The 20,682-nt window shown below is 68.7% G+C and carries 17 protein-coding genes; 5 read left to right on the forward strand and 12 right to left on the reverse strand.

The window, feature by feature from the left end:
- Window positions 1-54: 54 nt before the first annotated feature.
- From ahpC to FBQ73_RS06720, 10 genes are all read right to left on the reverse strand, one after another.
- A complete protein-coding gene (ahpC, locus tag FBQ73_RS06675) occupies window positions 55-618 on the reverse strand; it encodes an alkyl hydroperoxide reductase subunit C (protein ID WP_138398694.1) in 564 nt (187 codons plus the stop codon).
- Between the two features lie 610 nt (window positions 619-1,228).
- Window positions 1,229-1,726, reverse strand: a complete 498-nt coding sequence (locus FBQ73_RS06680; protein WP_138398695.1) for a MarR family winged helix-turn-helix transcriptional regulator — start codon at window positions 1,724-1,726, stop codon at window positions 1,229-1,231.
- 2 nt (window positions 1,727-1,728) lie between these two features.
- Window positions 1,729-2,433 carry an ABC transporter ATP-binding protein gene (locus FBQ73_RS06685; RefSeq protein WP_138398696.1) on the reverse strand — a complete coding sequence of 235 codons (705 nt, stop codon included), beginning with the start codon at window positions 2,431-2,433 and terminating at the stop codon, window positions 1,729-1,731.
- Window positions 2,430-3,212, reverse strand: a complete 783-nt coding sequence (locus tag FBQ73_RS06690) for an ABC transporter ATP-binding protein (protein WP_138398697.1) — start codon at window positions 3,210-3,212, stop codon at window positions 2,430-2,432. The genes FBQ73_RS06685 and FBQ73_RS06690 overlap by 4 nt, the downstream gene beginning before the upstream one ends.
- The gene (locus FBQ73_RS06695; protein ID WP_138398698.1) at window positions 3,209-5,101 is read right to left on the reverse strand and encodes an ABC transporter permease; all 1,893 of its coding nucleotides are present in this window, start codon (window positions 5,099-5,101) and stop codon (window positions 3,209-3,211) included. The genes FBQ73_RS06690 and FBQ73_RS06695 overlap by 4 nt, the downstream gene beginning before the upstream one ends.
- Before the next feature lie 331 nt (window positions 5,102-5,432).
- Window positions 5,433-6,641, reverse strand: a complete 1,209-nt coding sequence (locus tag FBQ73_RS06700; RefSeq protein ID WP_138398699.1) for an ABC transporter substrate-binding protein — start codon at window positions 6,639-6,641, stop codon at window positions 5,433-5,435.
- A 53-nt stretch (window positions 6,642-6,694) separates the two neighbouring features.
- On the reverse strand, window positions 6,695-7,279 hold the full coding sequence (locus FBQ73_RS06705; protein ID WP_138398700.1) for an amino acid synthesis family protein: 585 nt from the start codon (window positions 7,277-7,279) through the stop codon (window positions 6,695-6,697).
- Window positions 7,276-7,860, reverse strand: coding sequence for an amino acid synthesis family protein (locus FBQ73_RS06710; RefSeq protein ID WP_138398701.1), 585 nt, complete (start codon window positions 7,858-7,860; stop codon window positions 7,276-7,278). Before FBQ73_RS06710 ends, FBQ73_RS06705 begins: the two co-directional genes overlap by 4 nt.
- Window positions 7,853-8,809, reverse strand: a complete 957-nt coding sequence (locus FBQ73_RS06715) for a UPF0280 family protein (protein WP_138398702.1) — start codon at window positions 8,807-8,809, stop codon at window positions 7,853-7,855. The genes FBQ73_RS06710 and FBQ73_RS06715 overlap by 8 nt, the downstream gene beginning before the upstream one ends.
- 5 nt (window positions 8,810-8,814) lie before the next feature.
- On the reverse strand, window positions 8,815-10,320 hold the full coding sequence (locus FBQ73_RS06720) for a 6-hydroxynicotinate reductase (RefSeq protein WP_138398703.1): 1,506 nt from the start codon (window positions 10,318-10,320) through the stop codon (window positions 8,815-8,817).
- A 533-nt stretch (window positions 10,321-10,853) separates the two neighbouring features.
- Between FBQ73_RS06720 and FBQ73_RS06725 the strand changes: the two genes are divergently transcribed.
- From FBQ73_RS06725 to FBQ73_RS06750, 5 genes are all read left to right on the forward strand, one after another.
- A complete protein-coding gene (locus tag FBQ73_RS06725) occupies window positions 10,854-11,327 on the forward strand; it encodes a (2Fe-2S)-binding protein (RefSeq protein ID WP_138398704.1) in 474 nt (157 codons plus the stop codon).
- A complete protein-coding gene (locus FBQ73_RS06730) occupies window positions 11,324-14,872 on the forward strand; it encodes a molybdopterin cofactor-binding domain-containing protein (RefSeq protein WP_138398705.1) in 3,549 nt (1,182 codons plus the stop codon). The genes FBQ73_RS06725 and FBQ73_RS06730 overlap by 4 nt, the downstream gene beginning before the upstream one ends.
- 676 nt (window positions 14,873-15,548) lie before the next feature.
- The gene (gene fdxA / locus FBQ73_RS06740; protein WP_138398706.1) at window positions 15,549-15,881 is read left to right on the forward strand and encodes a ferredoxin FdxA; all 333 of its coding nucleotides are present in this window, start codon (window positions 15,549-15,551) and stop codon (window positions 15,879-15,881) included.
- A gap of 22 nt (window positions 15,882-15,903) precedes the next feature.
- The gene (locus tag FBQ73_RS06745) at window positions 15,904-16,677 is read left to right on the forward strand and encodes a ferredoxin--NADP reductase (protein ID WP_138398707.1); all 774 of its coding nucleotides are present in this window, start codon (window positions 15,904-15,906) and stop codon (window positions 16,675-16,677) included.
- Window positions 16,678-16,794: 117 nt separating this feature from the next.
- A complete protein-coding gene (locus FBQ73_RS06750; RefSeq protein WP_138398708.1) occupies window positions 16,795-17,994 on the forward strand; it encodes an amidohydrolase family protein in 1,200 nt (399 codons plus the stop codon).
- Between the two features lie 65 nt (window positions 17,995-18,059).
- Here FBQ73_RS06750 and FBQ73_RS06755 read toward each other — a convergent pair whose 3' ends face one another.
- Entirely contained in the window at window positions 18,060-18,983 is a 924-nt protein-coding gene (locus FBQ73_RS06755; protein ID WP_170218767.1) for a DMT family transporter, read from the reverse strand.
- Window positions 18,984-19,213: 230 nt separating this feature from the next.
- Window positions 19,214-20,584: a glutamate--cysteine ligase gene (locus tag FBQ73_RS06760; RefSeq protein ID WP_138398710.1), complete on the reverse strand. Its 1,371-nt coding sequence runs from the start codon at window positions 20,582-20,584 to the stop codon at window positions 19,214-19,216.
- Window positions 20,585-20,682: the final 98 nt, after the last annotated feature.

The raw sequence follows: 20,682 nt of genomic DNA on the forward strand, positions 1-20,682 counted from the left end.
CAGAACGCGCGGCGGAGGGGGGGGGTCCTCCCCAATGGAAGGACCCGGACGGCCTCAGATCTTGCCGACGAGGTCGAGCGAGGGGGCAAGGGTCGCCTCGCCTTCCTGCCACTTGGCCGGGCACACCTCGCCAGGATGGGAGGCGACGTACTGCGCAGCCTTGATCTTCCGCAAAAGCTCGGAAGCGTCGCGGCCGATGCCCTCGGCGGTGACTTCCACGGCCTGGATGATGCCGTTGGGGTCCACGATGAAGGTGCCGCGATCGGCGAGGCCCTGGCCCGCGCGCATCACTTCGAAGTTGTTGGTGATGGCGCCGCTGGCGTCACCGAGCATGGCGTACTGCACCTTGCCGATGGTCTCGGACGAATCGTGCCACGCCTTGTGGGTGAAGTGGGTGTCGGTGGAGACCGAATAGACCTCGACGCCGAGCTTCTTGAAATCTTCGTAGTGATCGGCGAGATCACCCAGCTCGGTGGGGCACACGAAGGTGAAATCGGCCGGGTAGAAGAAGAACACCGACCACTTGCCGGCGAGGTCCGCCTCGGAAACGTCGATGAACTTGCCCTGCTTGAAAGCGGTGGTCTTGAAAGGCTTGACCGGAGTATTGACGAGGGACATGGCAATTCCTTGGATGGCTGTTGCGGTGCGAGAGGCCAGGGCCTTCGCGATGCAACATAAGGCCGAGCTAGGGATAAATGAAATAGATAAGATTGTCGATATCGATAGATATTAGCTATCACAAAACCACCCAACCGGTTCATCCGGCGGCGAAAGCCCGTGAAACAGGCAGCTGGGACAAGCGGGGGCGCGGCCGAAAGTGCGGTGCGACATTTGCGCGCGACTTACGTCGGGAAAGACGATGGCGCGGTCCCACAGCGGCTAGCTTGGGACCCGGCCAGCGCAGCGCCGCCCCGGCCACTCCATAGATCCCCCGGTCAAGCCGGGGGATGACGGTTGGGAGGATTTACATCCGCTTGAAACTCGGCGCCGTCGCCCCCTCTCCCGCTTGCGGGGGAGGGTTGGGGAGGGGGCAGACCCCGGCCAAATGACACCGGCGGGCAAGGGTGAAAACCACCCCGGCCCCACCCTGCCCCCCCGCTTCGAAGCCGGATGTTTCCGGCTTCGGCTCTTGGGGAACCGAACTCGGCAACGGCCGAGTTCGGACGGGCGAGGGTTCTCACCGTGCCAGATCGCAGGATTACGGCTGCGCCCTGCGCGCAGACCGCCCCTACCGCAGCCGCGCCAAGAGCTTCAGCAGCGTGGCGCGCTCGGCCGGATCAAGCGGCGCCAGCGTTTCCTCGGTGATGGCGAAGGCGTTGGGGGTGGCGCGGGCGATCACCGCGCGTCCCGCCTCGGTGGGCAGCACCACGAGGAGCCGCGCATCCTCGGGGTCGGGCCGGGTCTCCACGAAGCCGCGCCGCGCGAGCCGGTCCACCACGCCCTTGATGGTGGCCGCATCCATGGCGGTGTGGCGGCCCAGAAGATTCTGCGAGCAGGGGCCGGTCTCGGCCAGCTTCGCCAGCGCGGCCCATTGGGTCATGGTGAGCTCGTCACCGATGCGCGCGGCGAACAAGGTGGCATGGCGCTGCGCCACCTGGCGCAGCATGAAGCCGACCTGCTCGTCGAGGATATAGGGCGCGATGGCCTTGGCGCGGCGCGCCGGGCGGCGGGGAGGCGCGGCCTCCGCCGGTTCGGCCTTGACCGCTGCGGACTTTCTTTGAGCCATGCCTACACCGCCAGATATGCGTCGCGAATCTCGGGGTTCGCCTCAAGGTCCGCCATGGTACCAGAGAACCTTATGCGACCCTTCTCGATAATATAGGCGCGATCCGAGATCAGCTTGGCGAAGTGCAGGTTCTGCTCCGAGATGACGATGGAGAGGCCCTGTTTCTTCATGGTGAGGATGGCATCCGCCATCTGCTCCACGATCTTGGGCGCGAGCCCCTCGGAGGGTTCGTCCAGCAGTACCAGGGAGGGATTGCCCATGAGCGTGCGGCCGATGGTGAGCATCTGCTGCTCGCCGCCGCTCATCTGGCCGCCGGGGCGCTTGCGCATCTCGCCGAGGTTGGGGAACAGCACATAGAGCTGCTCCGGGCTCCAGGTGGCGACGCCGGGGCGCGGCGCCTGCCGGCCCACCATGAAGTTCTCCTCCACGGTGAGCTGGTTGAAGATGCGCCGGTCCTCGGGCACGTAGCCGAGGCCCCGGCGCACGATCTCATAGGTGGGCAGGGCGGAGACATCTTCCCCGTCGAATACCACCGTGCCGGCGCGCTGGGGCACGAGGCCCACGATGGAGCGGAAGGTGGTGCTCTTGCCAGCGCCGTTGCGGCCGAGCAGCGCCACCACTTCGCCGGCGCCTACCTCCAGCCCCACGTCGTAGAGGATGTGGGCCGGGCCGTAATGGCTGTTGAGGTTCGAGACCTGGAGTTTCATGCGGCGCTCCCCTCGCGATGCCGGGCGTCGTAGAGCAGGCCCTCGCCGAGATAGATGGCGCGGACCTGCGGGTCGCGGCGCACCTCCAGTGGCGTGCCACGGGCGATAAGCTGGCCGCGGTTCAGCACCATCACCGCGTCGGCGTGCTCGAACACCACGTCCATGTCGTGCTCGGTGAAGAGCACGCCGATGCCCTTCTCCCGCGCGATCTCGGCGGTGAGGCGCATCAGCTCCACCCGCTCCTTGGGGGCCATGCCTGCGGTGGGCTCGTCCATCAGCAGCAGGCGCGGCTGGTTGGCCAGCGCCACCGCCAGCTCCAGCCGCTTGAGGTCGCCATAGGCCAGCTCCCCGCACGGCCGCTCGGCCTGGGAGGTGAGGCCCACCAGCTCCAGCAGGCCCTCGGCCTCGGCCCGGCAGGCGGTGCCGGCGAAGCCGAACACGCGCCGGATCAGTCCGTGGAACGAGAGCAGCGCCACCTGCACGTTCTCCCGCACCGTCATGGAGGAGAAGGTGGCGGTTATCTGGAACGTGCGCCCCACCCCGAGCCGCCACACCGCGCGCGGCGGCAGGCCCTTGATGTCGCGCCCGTCGATGCGGATGGTGCCGGCATCGGGCTTGATCTGGCCGTTCAACATGTTGAAGCAGGTGCTCTTGCCCGCCCCGTTGGGGCCGATGAGCGCCAGGAGCGTGCCCGCCTCCAGGCTGAAGGTGACGCCGCGCACCGCATGGACGCCGCCATAGGATTTCTCGAGGTTCTCGACCTGAAGCAGCAAGCTCATCGCGCGGCCTCCACCTTGGCAAGGGTTGCGGCCTCGGCTGCGGCCTTTTTCGGGGCGAACCAGCGGTGGCGCATGTCCTCGATGAAGCCCACCACCCCTTTCGGGAAGGCCAGCACCACCACCACGATCACCGCCCCCAGCACCAGCTTGGAGAGGTCGGTCTGGCTCATGAGCCAGATGGCCAGCGCCTTGTAGAGCACCGCCCCCACCACCGCGCCGGACACCGTCTCGATGCCGCCCAGCAGCACCATGACGAGGCCGTCCACCGAGGTCGGGATGCCCATGAAATCGGGGAACACCGAGCCCTTCAGGAAGGCGTAGAGCGCCCCGGCGATGCCCGCGAAGGTGCCGGCCACCACGAAGGCGGCCCATTGCAGGCGCGCCCGGTCCAGCCCGATGGCCTCGGCGCGCAGGGTGCTGTCGCGCACCGCCCTAAGGCCATAGCCGAACGGCGAGAACACCAGCATCCGCAGCAGGCCGACGCCGATCACCGCCACCGCCAGCGCCAGCCAGAAGAAGCCCTGCGGCCGCGCCGCCCACGTCGACGGCCAGATGCCCAGCAGGCCGTTGTCGCCCCCCGTCACGTCCACCCACTGGAAGGCGATGGACCAGGCGATCTGCGCGAAGGCCAGCGTCAGCATGGCGAAATAGACGCCCGACAGCCGCACGCAGAACCAGCCGAACAGCACCGCCCCCACCAGCCCCAAAACCGGGCCGACGAGGAGGGCCGCCTCCATGGGCGCGCCGAGGAACTTCACCATGAAGGCCGCGCCATAGGCCCCGAGGCCGAAATAGGCGGCATGGCCGAAGGAGGCGAGGCCGCCCACGGTCATGATGAAATGCAGGCTGGCTGCGAACAGCACGAAGATGAGGATTTCCGCGCCCACGGTGAGGGCATAATTGCCGAGAAAGAAGGGCAGCGTCGCCACCGCGGCCACCGCCACGGCCACCGCCACCCGCTCGGCGGTGGAGAACGGCCGCCACGGGCGGATAGTGAGGCCGGCGGCGGGCCGCGGCGCGCTCTCGGCCTTGCCGAACAGGCCCCAGGGCCGCACCACCAGCACCACCGCCATCACCAGGAACACCATGATGAGTGAGATCTGGGGCAGGATGAGAATGCCGAAGGCGTTCAGCTCCGCCACGATGATGGCGGCGACGAACGCCCCCAGCACCGAGCCCAGCCCGCCGATGACCACCACCACGAACACTTCCACGATAACGGAGAGGTCCATGGTGTGGGTCACCGTGGTGCGCGGGATCTGCAAGGCGCCGCCCAGCGCGGCGAGGAAGACGCCCAGCGCAAACACACCGGTGAACAGCCATTTCTGGTTCACGCCGAGGGCCGCCACCATCTCGCGATCCTGCGTCGCCGCGCGCACCAGCACGCCCCAGCGGGTCTGGTGGAACAGCAGCCACAGGGCGCCGAGCACCACGGGGCCGAGCACCATCAGGAACAGATCGTAGGTGGGCACCATGCGGCCGAACAGGCTCACCGCGCCGGCAAGGCCGGGGGCGCGTGGGCCGAGCAGGTCCTCAGGCCCCCAGATGACGACCACGAGGTCCTGCACCATCAGCGTCACGCCGAAGGTGGCGAGGAGCTGGAACAGTTCGGGGGCGTGATAGATGCGGCGCAGCAGCACCATTTCCATCAGTGCGCCCATGGCCGCGACGATGACCGAGGCGGCGAGGATCGCGCCCCAGAAGCCGATGGGGCCGGCAAGGCGCGTGGTGAGCATGTAGGCCACGTAGGCGCCCAGCATGTAGAAAGCGCCGTGCGCGAAATTCACGATGCGCGTCACGCCGAAGATGATCGACAGGCCCGACGCCACCAGAAACAGCGACGCGGCGCTGGCGAGCCCGCTCAGGGCCTGGACCAACAGGAATTCCACTTGTCTCGCCTCTCGTTCACCGGCCTGGAAGGGGTTTTGTTCTTGGACCCGCCGCCGTCGAGGGAGGAGGGTGTTGCGGCAAGGGCGCGGGCGCCCTGGCCTTTTGGTTTGCACCGGCTGGCCCCCGGCGGGAAAGGGAGAAGCCCTTCGCACGGACGGTGCCTTCGAGCGTCGAGCCCGCCATTCGTGCCATCCCGCCCTGCCCCCTCTCCCGCTTGCGGGGGAGGGTTGGGGTGGGGGAACGCGGCGCTACCCGCCAGCACACTGCCTAAAGGAGAGGCCCTGCCCCCTCCCCGGCACTCCCCCGCAAGCGGGAGAGGGGGAGACAACCTCAGTTGGCCGGGCGCAGCTTGGCGGCTTCGGCTTCCGGCGGCAGGTAGTCGGCGCCGGGCTTGAAGGTGAAGTTCACCATCACGCCCTTGCCGTCCTGCTGCGCGGTGGTGCCGATATAGGCGCCCAGCGTCGACTGGTGGTCGCCGGCGCGATAGACGATGTCGCCGAAGGGGGTTGAAACCTTCAGGTTCTTCATGGCCTTGACGATGCCGTCGGTGGTGTGGTCGTCGGTAGCCTTCAGCACCGCGGCGATGGACTTCACCGTCGAGTAGCCGACGATGGAGCCGAGGCGCGGATAGTCCTTGTGGAGCTGCTGGTAGGCGTCGAGGAACGCCTGATGCTCGGCGGTCTTGATGCCGTACCAGGGATAGCCGGTGACGATCCAGCCTTCCGGCGTCTCGGTCTTCAGCGGGTCGAGATATTCCGGCTCGCCGGTGAGATAGCTCACCACCGCGCGGTCCTTGAAGATGCCGCGGGTATTGCCCTCGCGCACCAGCTTCACCAGGTCGCCGGCGAAGGTGGCGTTGAGGATGGCGTCGGGCTTGGCGGCGTCGATGGCCTGAAGCACCGGGCCGGCGTCGATCTTGTTGAGCGGCGGCCACTGCTCGGCCACGAATTCCACATCCGGCCGCTTCTTCTTGAGCAGGTCCTTGAACACCGCCACGAACGACTGACCGAATTCATAATTGGGGGCGATGGTGGCCCAGCGCTTGGCGGGCAGCTTTGCCGCCTCTTCCGCCAGCATGGCGGCCTGCATGTAGTTCGAGGTGCGCAGGCGGAAGGTGTAGTCGTTGCCCTTCGACCAGACGATGGCATCGGTGAGCGGCTCGGCGGCGATGTAGACCACCTGCTTCTGCTTGGCGAAGTCCGCCAGAGCCAGCCCGACGTTGGAGAGGAAGCCGCCGGAGATCATCACAACACCATCGCGCGAGACCAGCTCGTTGGCGGCGGTGAGGGCGTCAGCGGGCTTGCCGCCGTCATCCTTGGAGATGATGACCAGCTTCTTGCCCTTGATGCCGCCGGCGTCGTTGATCTCCTTCAGCGCCAGTTCCATGCCCTTGCGATAGGGCTCGGTGAAGGCGGGCAGCGCCGAATAGGAATTGATCTCGCCCACCTTGATCTCGCCTTCGAGCGCCTTCGCGGCGCCGGAGGCGAGCAGCAGGGCGGCGAACGTCGCCCCGAATGTTGCACTGATGAGTTTCTTCATGTGCTGTTCCCCTGTTTATCCGAAGTCCTGCACTACAGGCTGCGCCGCCCGGTTCAGCGCAAGCCGTCCTCACCCTTGATCTCGTCCGCCTTCAGCCCGCCGACGCGCGGCAGCGGCCGGCCGGAATCAGTCACCGCCACGGCCACCACGATCTCATTGGCGCGGGGCGCGTCGGAAATGCTCACCTGCATGCCGTCGAAATGGCTGCGCACGAAGGCAGCGTCCTTGTGTCCCAAAGGAATGTCCAGCTCCGCGCCCAGCCCGCCGCGCCGCTTGGACGAGGGGATGAGCGCCGCGCCCTTGCCGAGCACCGCGCGCACCGGCGCGCCCATCTTGGGATGCAAGAGCGCGGCCGCATGCTCCAGCTCGCCGTTCTCGCCCACCAGCGCGGCCTTGCCGTAGCTCTGCGCCGCAGGCCCCTCGATGCCCAGCGCCGCCACGGCGCGGGCCGCCAGCAGGCCGCCCAGCTCCTCGCCCATGGCGATGAGGTCGGAGAGGTCTTCCACATAGGTACCGGCGAACGGGTTCTCGATCACCGCCACCGCCGCCGCCCGGCGGGTGGGCGGGGAGACGGGGCGGCCCATCTCCGTCCGCGTCTCCTCGACGATGGTGACGATCTTGCGGATTTTCGCGCTCATCGCAGGCCGTCCCGCTTGGAGATGTCCGCCGCCGCGAGGCCACCCACGCGGGCATGGACGCGCGGCCCGCAGGTCATCACCAGCACCAGAGCGATCTCGTCGGCCTTGGGGGCGTCGGATACGCCGACTTCCATGGCGTCGAAGTGGCTCCGCACATAGGAGGCATCGCTATGGGTCACCGGCACGTCGAGGCGCGTGCCCGGCCCGCCCACCTTCTTGGTGGAGGGCACGATGGCCAAAGCGTCGCCCAGGGCTTCGCGCATGGCGTAGCCGCCGGGAACATGCCACAGGGCGCCGTGCTCGATCTCGCCGGCGGCGCCCACGATGGCGCCCTTGCCATAGCCGTCCACGGCGGCCGGATCACCGCCGAGGGTCTTGACCAGCTCCTTCGCCATGGCGACGCCCAGCGGCTTCAGATCCTCCATGAAGGGCGCGATGTCCTCCACATAGCGGCCGGCATAGGGGTTCTCGATGACCGTGACGATGGCGGCGCGACGGCGCGGCGTGGCGGCGACGGGGCCGCCTTCGTGGAAGATCTCCTCCACGATCCGGACCTGCTTGCGGATCTTGACCTCAGGCATGAGCTGCTTCGCTTTCTTGTTGGCGGGCGAGGGACAAAGCGGAACGGCCGGGAAACCTCCCCTCGGCCGGATCGGTGGAAACGCTCACGCCCTGCAGATGCAGCGCGGCGGAGGAGATGAGGCCCCGCCCCACAAGGGCGGAGGCGCAGGCAAGGCCCTCCGCCAGCGCCTCATGGACCTCGGCGGGGGAAAGCTGCGGCACGGCGCGCGTCACCTTCAGCGGGCCGAGGTCGCTGTCGCTCTGCACCTCGCGGGCGGCCATGCGGACGATGCCGGGATGGCCGGGCAGGTTCACCGCATTGGCGATGACGGTGGCCGCCGCATCCGCCGCCGCGGCGGTGGGGGCAAGCACGGTGACGGCATCGGCGATGCCGAGGGAAAAGCTGCGCCCGCGCCAGCCCGAGGTGGCGATGCCGCGCACCGGGCTCTCCGCGCCCACCCGCGCCGTGCCGATGAGGCTCGGCCGGTCCGGGCGATCCACGAGGCCGGCCACATAGTCGGCCCCCGGCGCCAGATGAAGGGCGATATCGCCGCCATTGTTCACATAGGCGCGGGCGATGCCGGGCAGCGCCAGCGCTTCCAGCACCTCCTCGGCCACCGCGCCGGCCACCGCCGCCATGGGGGTGATGAAGCCGGCCCGGGCGTGGGGCTCAACCGCCGCCCACATGCGCCGGGCCACCTTCCCGTCGAGCGGGCAGGCCCCCGCATAGGCGGGACGGCGCAGCAAAGGCAGTTCCGCGCACAGCTCATCCAGCAGGCCAGTGAGCCGCGCCACCGCCGCCCGGTAGGCTGCCGCCACCTGCCGGGGATCGCCGCTCGCCTCCAAGACGAGGTCGATGGGACCATCGTTCAGGTGCAGCCGGCGCCCGTCCGCAAGCAGCTTGACCTGCGGCGCGCGGGGCGCCACCGGCGGGGCTGCGAGGGGGGCGGACAATGCAGCATTCAGCATGGCCGTCAGCCTTGCGAGCGGGTCGAGAGCGGCCAGGGATTGTCGCCGATGGGCGCCACTTCCCGCACGCTGTCGCGGTGAAGGATATCGCCCACCGGCCGCACATGGTCCATGTGCCCGCCGAGCGCGGCGTAGGCCTCCAGCGTCAGCGTGAACTCGATGGGTGCCACGAGAGCCGGCGTGGGCACATAGCCGAAAGCATTCTCCGGCACCCGCATCACATCCACCATGAAGGTGATGCCGCCGCCCGGCCAGACGTAGACCGGCGCGCCGCCGCAGGTGACACGGGTGATGGCCTCCTTCACCGAGCGGGTGAGCCGCACCGGATTTTCCGTCACCCCCGCGCGCAGCGATCCGCCGGCCCCGGCCATGAACAGCACGGACGACAGCGCCGGCTCGCAATTCTCGCGGATGCGCTCCACGGAGGGGGCGAGATCTTGCGGGATGTCGGCCTCGCGCGGCACCAGGTTTTCGTCGAGCACATAATAGCCGAAATGCTCGCCGGTGGTGGAGACCAGCAGCAGCCGCAGGCCGGGCCAGGCCGCCTTGGCATCGAACGCGCCGAGGATGGAGAGCGGATCGGAAATATTGGTGCCGCCCCAGCCCAGCCCCGGCTCGGCCACCTGGAAATAGCGGCCGGGGGTGGAGCGGCGGCCCTTCATGCGGATGCCGGTGTCGCGCACGCCCAGAAGCTTGCCGGCCTGATGCTCGGAGAGGACGCCGGTGATGTGGTCGTCCACCACCACCACCTCGTCCACCTTGCCGAACCATTGCCGCGCGAACATGCCGATGGTGGCGGAGCCGCAGCCCACCCGCATGCGTTCTTCCTGCGATCCATTGACGATGGGCGCATGGCCGGCCTGCACGATGATGCTCGCGCCACCATCCACGGTGAGTTCCACCGGCTTGGCATTGCACAGGTCGAGGAGCGCCTCGCAGGTGACGCGGCCTTCCTTCTTGGCCCCGCCGGTGAGGTGGTGGACCCCGCCCAGCGACAGCATCTGCGAACCGTATTCAGAGGTGGTGACATGGCCCACCGGCTCGCCGGCCACGCGCACGGTGGCCTGCTCCGGGCCAAGGAAGCGATCGGTGTCGATCTTCACCTTCACGCCGGCATAGGAAAAGATGCCCTCCGTGACCACGGTCACCATGTCCACGCCGTTCACCTCGGCAGAGACGATGAAGGGGGCGGGCTTGTAGTCGGGATAGGTGGTGCCGGAGCCCACGGCGGTGACGAAGGTGCCGCCATCGGCCACCAGGCGCCCGTCCCAGTCGCCGCCGCGATCGAAGGGCACCACCTTGCCGCCCTGCTCCAGCGTGCGGTCGAGGATAACGTGGGGATCGACGCGGATCAGCTCGCCGGCGCGGTTGGCGTAGCGATCGCAGGCACCGGTGTTGCCGGGCTTGATGTAGCACATGACCGGGCAGGCATCGCAGCGGATCTTGTCGTCGGCAGCCGATGCGGCGACGGGGGTCTGGCCTGAGGCGTCGCCTTGGATGTTCTGCGCCATGGAGGGCGGGCTCCGGCCCCGGCGGACAGCCGGCGGGGCGATTTCGATTTCATATGTACACTAATGAAAAAGGAGCAGCCCAAAGTGTCAAGCACAAGGATGAGGCACGCCGCCCGAAGAGGCAGCAGACCTGTCCTATCCTTTTGCGGCCACAGGTTTATGACCTGTCATGCGCCGCTTCAGGGCGGGTGGGCGCGCCGCGCATTTGTGCGCAGTGCGCGCTTGACGCCAGATCATTCGTATAGAAACAATCCAGGGAAGCGTGAGGCGTGTCGCCTCGCGCTGTGAGCGTTTTAAAGTTCGACGCGATGGGCTTTTTCTCACCCCTTCCGCCCTCTACCGCCGTCATGGCCGGGCTTGTCCCAGCCATCCACGCGGGGAGGCTGGGATCGGTTTTCGGACGTTGTCCCAAGCCGCTCGGCGTGGATGCCCGGGACGAGCCCGGGCATGACATCGCGCGGGAGGCAAGTTCGGCCGAGTTGTCAAACATGCTCTTAAACACTGGCACGTCCGAATAGCGGACCGAAACGAAGATGTCCGAGCCGGTTCAATTTCAGGTGAATGGCACAGCGCACGCGTTCGCGCTGCCCCGCTCCACGCCCCTCATCTATGTGCTGCGCAACGACCTGGGCCTCAACGGCCCCAAGTTCGGCTGCGGGCTGGGGGAGTGCGGCGCCTGCACCGTGCTCATGGACGGCGTCGCCGCCCGCTCCTGCGTCACCACCTTGGGCACGGCGGAGGGGCGCGCCATCACCACGCTGGAGGGCCTCGGCACCCTTGCGGCGCCCCACCCCGTGCAGGCCGCCTTCATCGCCGAGCAGGCAGCGCAATGCGGCTACTGCCTGAATGGCATGATCATGACCACCGTCGCCTTCCTCGCCCGCACCCCCTCGCCCACGGAGGACGAGGTCCGCGCCGCCCTGCGCTACAATCTGTGCCGGTGCGGGACCCATGTGGAGATCCTGCGCGCGGTGATGCGCGCCGCCCACGGGGAGGCAAGCGAATGACCGAGCCGCGCCCGGACAAGAACCAGATCCTCGCCGCCACCGGCACTCTCTGCGTGCTGCGGCCGGCGCAATCCGTCGCCGGCCTCCAGCGCAGCGCCATGCCACGGGACGGCGCCCTCGACCTGTTCCTGCTGGTGGACGACACCGGCGCCGTCACCGCTTTCAACGGCCATGTGGACCTCGGCACCGGCATCCGCACGGCGCTGACCCAGATCGTGGCCGAGGAGCTGGACGTGGCGCTGGAGCGCGTCACCATGGTGCTCGGCCACACCGGCCTTGCGCCCAACCAGGGCGCCACCATCGCCTCCGATTCCATCCAGGTCTCCGCCCAGCCCCTGCGCCGCGCCGCCGCGCAGGCCCGCCACCGGCTGGTGGAACTCGCCGCCGAGACGCTGGGGCTGGACGCCGACACGCTGGAGGTGGAGGACGGCATCGTCCGCCCCCGCGACGGCGGCAATGCCGGCCTCACCTACGCCGATCTGCTGAAGGGCCGCGCCGAGCGCCTGCTTCTTTCCGACGACATCCCGGTGAAGCCCGCCAGCGCCCACCGCATCGTCGGCCAGCGGGTGCCGCGGGTGGACATCCCCGCCAAGGCCACGGGCAGCTTCACCTATGTGCATGACGTGCGCGTGCCCGCCATGCTGCACGGCCGCGTGGTGCGCCCGCCCTATGCCGGCATCGACGCGGGCGAGTTCGTCGGCAAAAGCCTCATCTGGGTGGATGAGGCCTCGGTGGCGCATATTCCCGGCATGGTGGCGGTGGTCACCATGGGCGATTTCGTGGGCGTGGTGGCCGAACGCGAGGAGCAGGCCGCCGAAGCCGCCCGTCGCCTGAAGGTGGAGTGGAAGCCCACCCCCACCCTGCCCGACCTCGACAACGTGGAGAACGCGCTGCGCGCGATCCCAGCCGAGAACCGGCGCACCCTGCATGAGCGCGGCGACCCCGACGCCGCCCGCGCGGCCGCAGCCGAGACCCTCGACCGCACTTATGTGTGGCCCTACCAGATGCACGCCTCCATCGGCCCCTCGTGCGCGGTGGCGAATGTGGGCGAGGATGGCGCCACTATCTGGGCCGGCACGCAGAATCCCTATCCCCTGCGCATGGATATCGCCCTGCTGCTGGGCCTGCCGGAAGAGGCGGTGGAGATCGTCCGCTTCGAGGCCGCCGGCTGCTATGGCCGCAATTGCGCGGACGACGTGGCCGCCGACGCCGCCCTGCTGTCGCGCGCCGTGGGCCGTCCGGTGCGGGTGCAGCTGACCCGCGAGCAGGAGCATGCATGGGAGCCCAAGGGCGCCGCCCAGCTCATGCAGGTGAAGGGCGGCCTCAACGCCGACGGCACACCTGCGGCCTACGATTTCAACACCCGCTATCCCTCCAACGCGGCGGTGACCCTGGCGCTGCTGCTGACGGGACGGGTGCCGGCGGACAATCCCGTGTTCGAGATGGGCGACCGCACCGCCATCCCGCCCTATGCCTACGACCACATGCGCGTCACGGTGGACGATGTGGCGCCCATCGTGCGGGCGGCGTGGCTGCGCGGCGTCTCCGCCCTGCCCAACAGCTTCGCCCACGAGAGCTATATCGACGAGCTGGCGGCGGCAGCCGGCGTCGACCCGGTGGATTACCGCCTGCGCCACCTCCACGACGACCGCGCCGCCGAACTGGTGAAGGCCACCGCCGCCCGCGCCGGCTGGCAGAAGCGCACCGCCCCGCGCCTGGAGGTGGTGGAGGGCGACGTGGTGCGCGGCCAGGGCTTCGCCTATGCCCTTTACGTGCACTCCAAATTCCCCGGCTACGGCGCCGCCTGGTCCGCCTGGGTGGCCGAGGTGGAGGTGAACAAGCGCACCGGCGACGTGGCGGTGAAGCGCGTGGTGGTGGGCCAGGATTCCGGGCTCATGATCAACCCGGCGGGCATCGAGCACCAGATCCACGGCAACGTCATCCAGTCCACCTCCCGCGCGCTCAAGGAGCAGGTGACGTTCGACGAGAAGGCCGTCACCAGCCGGGAATGGGGCGCCTACCCCATCCTCACCTTCCCGGAAGTGCCTGTCATCAACGTGGTGCTCATGCCGCGCCCGGATGACCCGCCTTTGGGCTCGGGGGAATCGGCTTCCGTGCCGAGCGCGGCGGCCATCGCCAATGCCATTTTCGATGCCACCGGCGTGCGCCTGCGCGAACCGCCCTTCACGCCGGACCGGGTGCGCGCGGCGCTCTCGGGCGAGGCCGCGCCGAAGCCGGTGAAGGAGAAGCGCCGCCGCCCGTGGTTCGCCATGGCCGGCGCGGCGCTGGCCGGTGCGCTGGGCATGGCGACGCTGGCGCTGCCCATTCGCGGCGCTTTTCCCCCCATCGCGCCGCCCGACCCGGCCAGCTTCTCCGCCGAGATGATCGCGCGCGGCAAAATCCTCGCCGCGCTGGGCGATTGCGCCGTGTGCCACACGGCTGAGGGCGGCATAGCCAATGCCGGCGGGCGGGCGCTGCACACGCCCTTCGGCACGATCTATTCCACCAATCTCACGCCGGATGTGGAGACCGGGATCGGCTCCTGGTCCTATGCCGCGTTCGAGCGGGCCATGCGCGAGGGCATCGGCCGCGACGGGCGGCACCTCTACCCGGCCTTTCCCTACACCGCCTTCACCCGCATCTCGGACGCCGACATGCAGGCGCTCTACGCCTTCCTCATGTCGCAGGCCCCGGTGAAGGCGACGCCGCCCGCCAATCGCATGACCTTCCCCTTCAACATCCGCCCGCTGATGGCCGGCTGGAACCTGTTGTTCCTCACCCCCGGCCAGCTTCAGGCGGAAGCGGGGCAATCGCCCCAGTGGAACCGGGGGCGCTATCTGGTGGAGGGGCTCGGCCATTGCGGCGCCTGCCACACCCCGCGCAACCTTCTGGGCGCGGAAAAGGGCGGCGCGGCGTACCTCGCCGGCGGGGTCGCGGACGGCTGGGAGGCCCCGGCCCTCACCGCGCTCTCGAAGGCGCCCATTCCGTGGAGCGAGGACGAGCTCTACACCTATCTGCGCACCGGCTTCTCCCGCTTCCACGGCACGGCGGCCGGCCCCATGGCGCCGGTGGTGCAGGAACTCGCGCACCTGCCGGACGCGGACATCCGCGCCATGGCGATCTATCTGGCGTCCTTCGCCGGCCCCGCCAGCGCGGATGCCTCCGCCGTGGCGGCGACGCTGGAGGCCAAGGCCGAGGCGTCGCTGCGGCCCATGGACAGCGTGGGCGGACGCCTGTTCGAGGGGGCCTGTTCCGCCTGCCACGCACCGGAGGGGCCGACCCTGTTCGGCGCGCGGCCCTCGCTGGCGCTCAACACCAATGTGCATGCGGCGCAGCCGGACAATCTCATCCGCGTCATCCTGGAAGGCATCCCCGCCCCCGCCGCGCCGGCGCTGGGCGATATGCCCGCCTTCCGCGACAGTCTCGACGACGCGCAGGTGGCCGACCTCGTGCGCTACATGCGCGCGAAGTTCGCGCCTGACGCACCGGCGTGGGACGGGCTGGCCCAGACCGTGGCGCGGTTGCGGGCGACGCCGACGCAGTGAGGGTGTTGCGGCGCCTGCGGCGGAGTTGGGGCGTGCCGATGGCGCTTCCAGCTCCCGGCGCCCTCCCCCACCCTGCCCTCCCCCGCAAGCGGGAGAGGGTTCACATTCGTGCGGGATGCCGGCCAATGCGCTTCACCCCAGCCCCGGGCACCCCCTCTCCCGCTTGCGGGGGAGGGTTGGGGAGGGGGCTGCGCTTTGTGGGGGCAGCGCTTTCAGGCCCCCTTACACCGTCGCCGTCCGGCTTGAGCGGACGGCCCATGGCCGGGCCGGGACAATTGGGCGAAGGCCGGGACCAGGCGCGAAGGGCCCTCCGGTCAAGCCGGAGGGCGACGAGGGGGAGAAGCGGGTGGAGAAGCGCCGGCCCGCGTTCGTCGGGACGGAAAGAACAGTCAGGCCGTCATGGCCGGGCTTGACCCGGCCATCCACGTGGCCGGGCCGGGATAAAGCTCCGCAATGAAGCGCCAGCGGCACGGCGTGGATGCCCGGCACAAACCGGGCAGGACGGCGATTGCGAGCGGCACGCCACCTCCCCCCTCCCGTCCCATCCCTCACCGTGCCCAAAATTCCCGCACCGCCGCCCAAAAGCTCCGCAATCCCAAGCCGCCTCGCCGTTGACAGCCCGCGCTCCCTCGCCGTATTTTCATTTGTATACAAACAATATTCCGAGGCTCTCGCCATGGCCTATGTCGTCACCGAGAACTGCATCCGCTGCACCTATATGGATTGCGTTTCGGTCTGCCCCGTGGACTGCTTCTATGCTGGCGAGAACATGCTGGTGATCCATCCGGACGAATGCATCGACTGCGGTGTGTGCGAGCCGGAATGTCCCGCCGCCGCCATCTTCCCGGACTCAGATCCCCGCGCCGGCGACTGGGCCGCCCTCAATGCGCAATATGCGGCGCAGTGGCCCAACATCACGGAAAAGGGCGCCCCGCCCGAAGATGCCGACGCCTGGAAGGACGCCGCCGACAAGCGCGCGCTCCTCTCCGCCGCGCCCGCCGCGATCTGACCGACACTCCCAGAGACCCACCATGAGCAATTTTTTCGAGGAACACGTTCTCAGCGTCCATCACTGGACCGATCGCCTGTTCAGCTTCACCACCACGCGCGATCCCGGCTTCCGCTTCCGCACCGGCGAATTCACCATGATCGGCCTGAAGGTGGACGGCCGCCCGCTGCTGCGCGCCTATTCGGTGGTGAGCCCGAGCTGGGCGGAGACGCTGGAATTCTTCTCCATCAAGGTGCCGAACGGGCCGCTCACCTCGCGCCTCCAGCATATCAAGGTCGGCGACGCCATCACCGTCGGCCGCAAGGCCACCGGCACGCTGGTGCTCGACAATCTCCTGCCCGGCCGCACCCTTTATCTGCTCGGCACCGGCACCGGCCTTGCGCCCTTCCTCTCCGTGATCCGCGATCCGGAGACCTATGAGCGGTTCGAGAAGGTGGTGCTGGTGCACGGCTGCCGGCATGTCAGCGACCTCGCCTATGAGGACCTCATCATGAAGGAACTGCCGGCCCACGAATTCCTCGGCGAGGAGATCGCCGGCAAGCTCGCCTACTATCCGACCGTCACCCGCGAGCCGTTCCGCCACACCGGCCGCATCACCGCCTTGCTGGAGAGCGGCAGGCTCTGCGCCGACGTGGGCCTGCCGCCCCTTGATGCCGCCACCGACCGCGTCATGATCTGCGGCTCGCCCGCCATGATGGGCGACCTGCGGGCGCTGCTGGCGTCGCGCGGCTTCGAGGAGGGCAACAGCGGCGAGCCCGGCCATTTCGTCATCGAGAAGGCGTTCGCCGAGCGGTGAGTTTTTTCGCGCCGCCCCGTTCTCAGGACCGGGGCGGCGGCCTACACTTCATATGCCTACAAACAAAAGACCGGGTGCGCCCGCGCGTTTCCGGCCGTCCCTTCCGGAGACCTTCCCATGGCTCATGATGCCCCCGCAGCCGCCGGCGGCCCCACCAAGCTGGTGATCCGCAACATCGGCCTCATCCTGAGCGGCGATCTTGCACGGCCCATCCTCGATGCCGACACGGTGGTGGCGGAAGGCGGCAAGATCACCGCCATCGGCCGCGAGAAGGATGTGGACACCGAGGGCGCCACCACCCTCATCGACGCCAACGGCACCACGCTGACCCCCGGCCTCATCGACAGCCACGTCCACCCCGTGGCCGGCGACTGGACCCCGCGCCAGAGCCAGATGAACTGGATCGACAGTTCGCTCCATGGCGGCGTCACCACCATGATCTCGGCGGGCGAGGTGCATTATCCCGGACGTGCGAAGGACGTGGTGGGGCTGAAGGCGCTGGCCATCACCGCCCAGCGCTCGTTCGACGCCTTCCGCCCCTCGGGGGTAAAGGTCCATGCGGGCGCCCCCGTCATCGAGAACGAGATGGTGGAGGATGATTTCAAGGAACTGGCCGCCGCCGGCGTGAAGCTGCTGGGCGAAGTGGGCCTCGGCGGCGTGAAGGACGGCCCCACCGCCCGCAAGATGGTGGGATGGGCGAGGAAGTACGGCATCCAGTCCACCATCCACACCGGTGGGCCCTCCATTCCCGGCTCCGGCCTCATCGACAAGGATGTGGTGCTGGAGGCGGACACCGACGTGGTCGGCCACATCAATGGCGGCCACACGGCGCTGCCGGACAACCAGATCCGCTGCATCTGCGAGGGCTGCAAGCGCGGGCTGGAGATCGTGCACAACGGCAACGAGCGCTCCGCCCTCTACACCCTGCGCGTCGCCCGCGAGCTGGGCGAGCTCAACCGCGTCATCCTCGGCACCGACGGGCCGGCGGGCTCGGGCGTGCAGCCGCTGGGCATCCTGCGCATGGTGTCCATGCTGTCCTCCCTCGGCGAGCTTCCGGCGGAGGAGGCGTTCTGCCTCGCCACCGGCAACACCGCGCGCATGCGGGCGCTGGATTGCGGGATCATCGAGGTGGGCCGGGCCGCGGATTTCGTGCTGATGGACAAGGCCCAGCATTCGCCCGGCGTGACCCTGCTCGACAGCGTGCGGCTCGGCGACCTGCCCGGCGTGTGCATGACCGTCATCGACGGTATCGTGCGCACCCAGCGCTCGCGCAACACCCCGCCTGCGGGCCGCATGCCGGTGGTGGTGAAGGGCTGAACCTTACCGACGGTCCCGGTCTTCGACCGGGACCGAGAGGGTTTCGCTCAGGCGCCGCGCGGGCTTCAGCCGGCTGCCGGCTTCGGCTGCCGGAGCACCAGCAGGTTGCCGGCGAGCACCAGGGCGATGCCGGCGGCGGCGGTCAGCGTCCAGTGGTAGTCCTCGAACAGGGTGGAGAGGAACAGCGCCACGATGGGGAACATGACCGTGCCGTAGCCGGCGCGGTTGGCCCCGATGTTCCGGATCAGCTGGATGTAGACGGCGAAACCCGCCAGCGTCTGGACCACGATCAGGAAGCCCAGCGAGCCCAGGTAGCGCACGCTCCAGTCCACTATGAACGGCGCGCCGCGCACCAGGGAGATGATGAGCAGGATGAGGAAGCCATAGGCAAAGCCCCAGAAGCTGGTGGACGCCATGGGAATGCCCCGCCGCCCGGCCACCCCCGACAGCAGGCTGCCGAATGAGAAGCACACGGTGCCGGCGACGCCCAGCGCCAGCCCCACCCCCGCGCCATCGATGCCCCGCCCGTCGGCAAGGCTCGGCCCGAACACCAGGGCGGTGCCGGCGATGCCCGCGAGCGCGCCGCCAAGGATCTGCCGGCGCAGCGGCACGCCCAGCAGCAGCGCCGAGAACAGGGGAACGAGAATGGCGGTCAGGGAGAAGATCACCGACAAGAGCCCGGACGGCAGGTGATAGCCGGCATAGTAGAAGAACAGGAAATTCAGCGAGAACAGCGTCGCCCCGAGGCCGGCGAATAGCAGGTGGTCCCGCGCCTTGAAGGCGAGCGGGGCGCGGGTGGCGATCACGAACACCAGCATGGCGAGGGTCGCGACCAGAAAACGCCAGGTGCCCGACACTTCAGGCGCCACCACGCCCAGCTGGAGCTTCAGCGGCAGCCAGCCCGAGCCGAAGATCAGCACGCACACCGCGTACAGGACGAAATCTCGCGGGCCGAGGGGCCCATCGGTTCGGGACGTGTCGGGGAGCATGGGGGGCAGATCCAGGCAGGAGCCCCAAGGTAGAGCACGCGCCCGCCGCCCCCGCAACGCGGCTGCCGGGCGTGGCCGGCGCGATGCCCCCACGCAGGCGCGCGGCATCGCGCGCAACATCGCCGTCCGGGTGGAAACCACGCTGTGCTGCATGGCATCAGCGCATGGCTGCAATGCGCTCAGCTCATGCGGCAAGGGCGGGCGGCGTTACGCGTACCCGCCGCCCCGACTCAGTAGGCCAGCGCCTTGAAGGCGGGTTCCACCGAGTGGTCCCATTCGCCGTTGTAGAGCGCCAGCAGCTTGTCGGCGGGGGAGCGGCCGGTGAGCACGATCTCTTCCAGCGGCTCCAGGAAGCGCGTCTCGTCGCGGCCCAGCCGGTCGTGGAAGCCGCGCCGCTTCAGCCCGGCTTCCGACAGCTTGAGCACGTCGCGGGCGATATCGCGCAGCGAACGGCCGGCGATCTCGGCCTTCAGGCCCAGCCGCGGCACGTCGTCCCGCAATTGCTGGCGCTGCTCGGCGGTCCAGTCCTTGGCGAGGTCCCAGGCGGCGTCGAGGCTGTGCTGGTCGTAGAGCAGCCCCACCCAGAAGGCGGGCAGCGCGCACAGCTTGGCCCAGGGGCCGGCATCGGCGCCACGCATCTCCAGGAAGCGTTTCAGGCGCACCTCGGGGAAGATGGTGGAGAGGTGGTTGATCCAGTCGGAGAGGGTGGCGGTCTCCCCCGGCAGCAGCGGATGGCGGCCGGCGAGCAGATCGCGGAACGAGGTGCCCGACACGTCCACGTAAGTCTCGCCACGCTTCACGAAATACATGGGCACGTCGAGGGCGTAGTCCACGTAGCGGTCGAAGCCGAAGCCGTCCTCGAAGGCGAAGGGCAGCATGCCGGAACGGGCATTGTCGGTATCGCGCCAGATCTCGGAGCGGAACGAGAGGAAGCCGTTGGGCTTGCCCTCCGTGAAGGGCGAATTGGCGAACAGGGCGGTCGCCACCGGCTGGAGTGCCAGGCCGACGCGCATCTTCCGCACCATGTCGGCTTCGGACGAGAAATCGAGATTCACCTGCACGGTGCAGGTGCGGAACATCATGTCGAGGCCCAGCGTGCCCACCTTGGGCATGTAGCCGGCCATGATCTTGTAGCGGCCCTTGGGCATCACCGGGGTCTCGGTGCGGGTCCATTTGGGGCTCATGCCGATGCCGAGGAAGCCGATGCCCAAAGGCTCCGCCACTTCGCGCACCTGCGCCAGATGGGCATTCAGCTCCGCGCAGGTCTCGTGGATGGTGGACACCGGCGCGCCCGATAGCTCGAACTGTCCGCCCGGCTCCAGCGAGATGGCCCCGCCCCCGGTCACATCGGCAAGGCCGATGATGGTGGGGCCTTCCATGATGGGCTCCCAGCCGAGCAGGGAGCGCATGCCCTCCAGCAGCTTGCGGATGCCCTTGGGCCCCTCGTAGGGCACCGGCTCGTGACGGCCGAGGGTGAAGGGGATTTTCTCGTGCTCGGTTCCGATACGGAAGGCCCGCTCCGGTTTGGACCCCTGTTCCATCCACTCCACCAGCTCGTGCCGGCCGGCAATGGGGGTCGCGTCAAGGGTGTCCCGGGCCATACGAAATCTCTTCAACGAAATGGGCGCGAGACCATACACGGCGGCCCGGCCAAGGCAACAGACGCTTCGGTTTCTCAATACCGTCCAAGCCGCCCCAT

The organism is Xanthobacter autotrophicus (assembly GCF_005871085.1).
GTDB lineage: Bacteria > Pseudomonadota > Alphaproteobacteria > Rhizobiales > Xanthobacteraceae > Xanthobacter > Xanthobacter autotrophicus.

Bases quoted from the DNA above. Each gene is read 5' to 3' on its own strand.
- FBQ73_RS06750 (WP_138398708.1), top strand. From the start codon at position 16,795: ATGGCTCATGATGCCCCCGCAGCCGCCGGCGGCCCCACCAAGCTGGTG.
- FBQ73_RS06760 (WP_138398710.1), bottom strand. From the start codon at position 20,584: ATGGCCCGGGACACCCTTGACGCGACCCCCATTGCCGGCCGGCACGAG.
- FBQ73_RS06725 (WP_138398704.1), top strand. From the start codon at position 10,854: ATGTCCGAGCCGGTTCAATTTCAGGTGAATGGCACAGCGCACGCGTTC.
- ahpC (WP_138398694.1), bottom strand. From the start codon at position 618: ATGTCCCTCGTCAATACTCCGGTCAAGCCTTTCAAGACCACCGCTTTC.
- FBQ73_RS06745 (WP_138398707.1), top strand. From the start codon at position 15,904: ATGAGCAATTTTTTCGAGGAACACGTTCTCAGCGTCCATCACTGGACC.
- FBQ73_RS06700 (WP_138398699.1), bottom strand. From the start codon at position 6,641: ATGAAGAAACTCATCAGTGCAACATTCGGGGCGACGTTCGCCGCCCTG.
- FBQ73_RS06685 (WP_138398696.1), bottom strand. From the start codon at position 2,433: ATGAAACTCCAGGTCTCGAACCTCAACAGCCATTACGGCCCGGCCCAC.
- FBQ73_RS06755 (WP_170218767.1), bottom strand. From the start codon at position 18,983: ATGCTCCCCGACACGTCCCGAACCGATGGGCCCCTCGGCCCGCGAGAT.
- FBQ73_RS06710 (WP_138398701.1), bottom strand. From the start codon at position 7,860: ATGCCTGAGGTCAAGATCCGCAAGCAGGTCCGGATCGTGGAGGAGATC.
- fdxA (WP_138398706.1), top strand. From the start codon at position 15,549: ATGGCCTATGTCGTCACCGAGAACTGCATCCGCTGCACCTATATGGAT.
- FBQ73_RS06705 (WP_138398700.1), bottom strand. From the start codon at position 7,279: ATGAGCGCGAAAATCCGCAAGATCGTCACCATCGTCGAGGAGACGCGG.
- FBQ73_RS06720 (WP_138398703.1), bottom strand. From the start codon at position 10,320: ATGGCGCAGAACATCCAAGGCGACGCCTCAGGCCAGACCCCCGTCGCC.
- FBQ73_RS06680 (WP_138398695.1), bottom strand. From the start codon at position 1,726: ATGGCTCAAAGAAAGTCCGCAGCGGTCAAGGCCGAACCGGCGGAGGCC.
- FBQ73_RS06715 (WP_138398702.1), bottom strand. From the start codon at position 8,809: ATGCTGAATGCTGCATTGTCCGCCCCCCTCGCAGCCCCGCCGGTGGCG.
- FBQ73_RS06730 (WP_138398705.1), top strand. From the start codon at position 11,324: ATGACCGAGCCGCGCCCGGACAAGAACCAGATCCTCGCCGCCACCGGC.
- FBQ73_RS06690 (WP_138398697.1), bottom strand. From the start codon at position 3,212: ATGAGCTTGCTGCTTCAGGTCGAGAACCTCGAGAAATCCTATGGCGGC.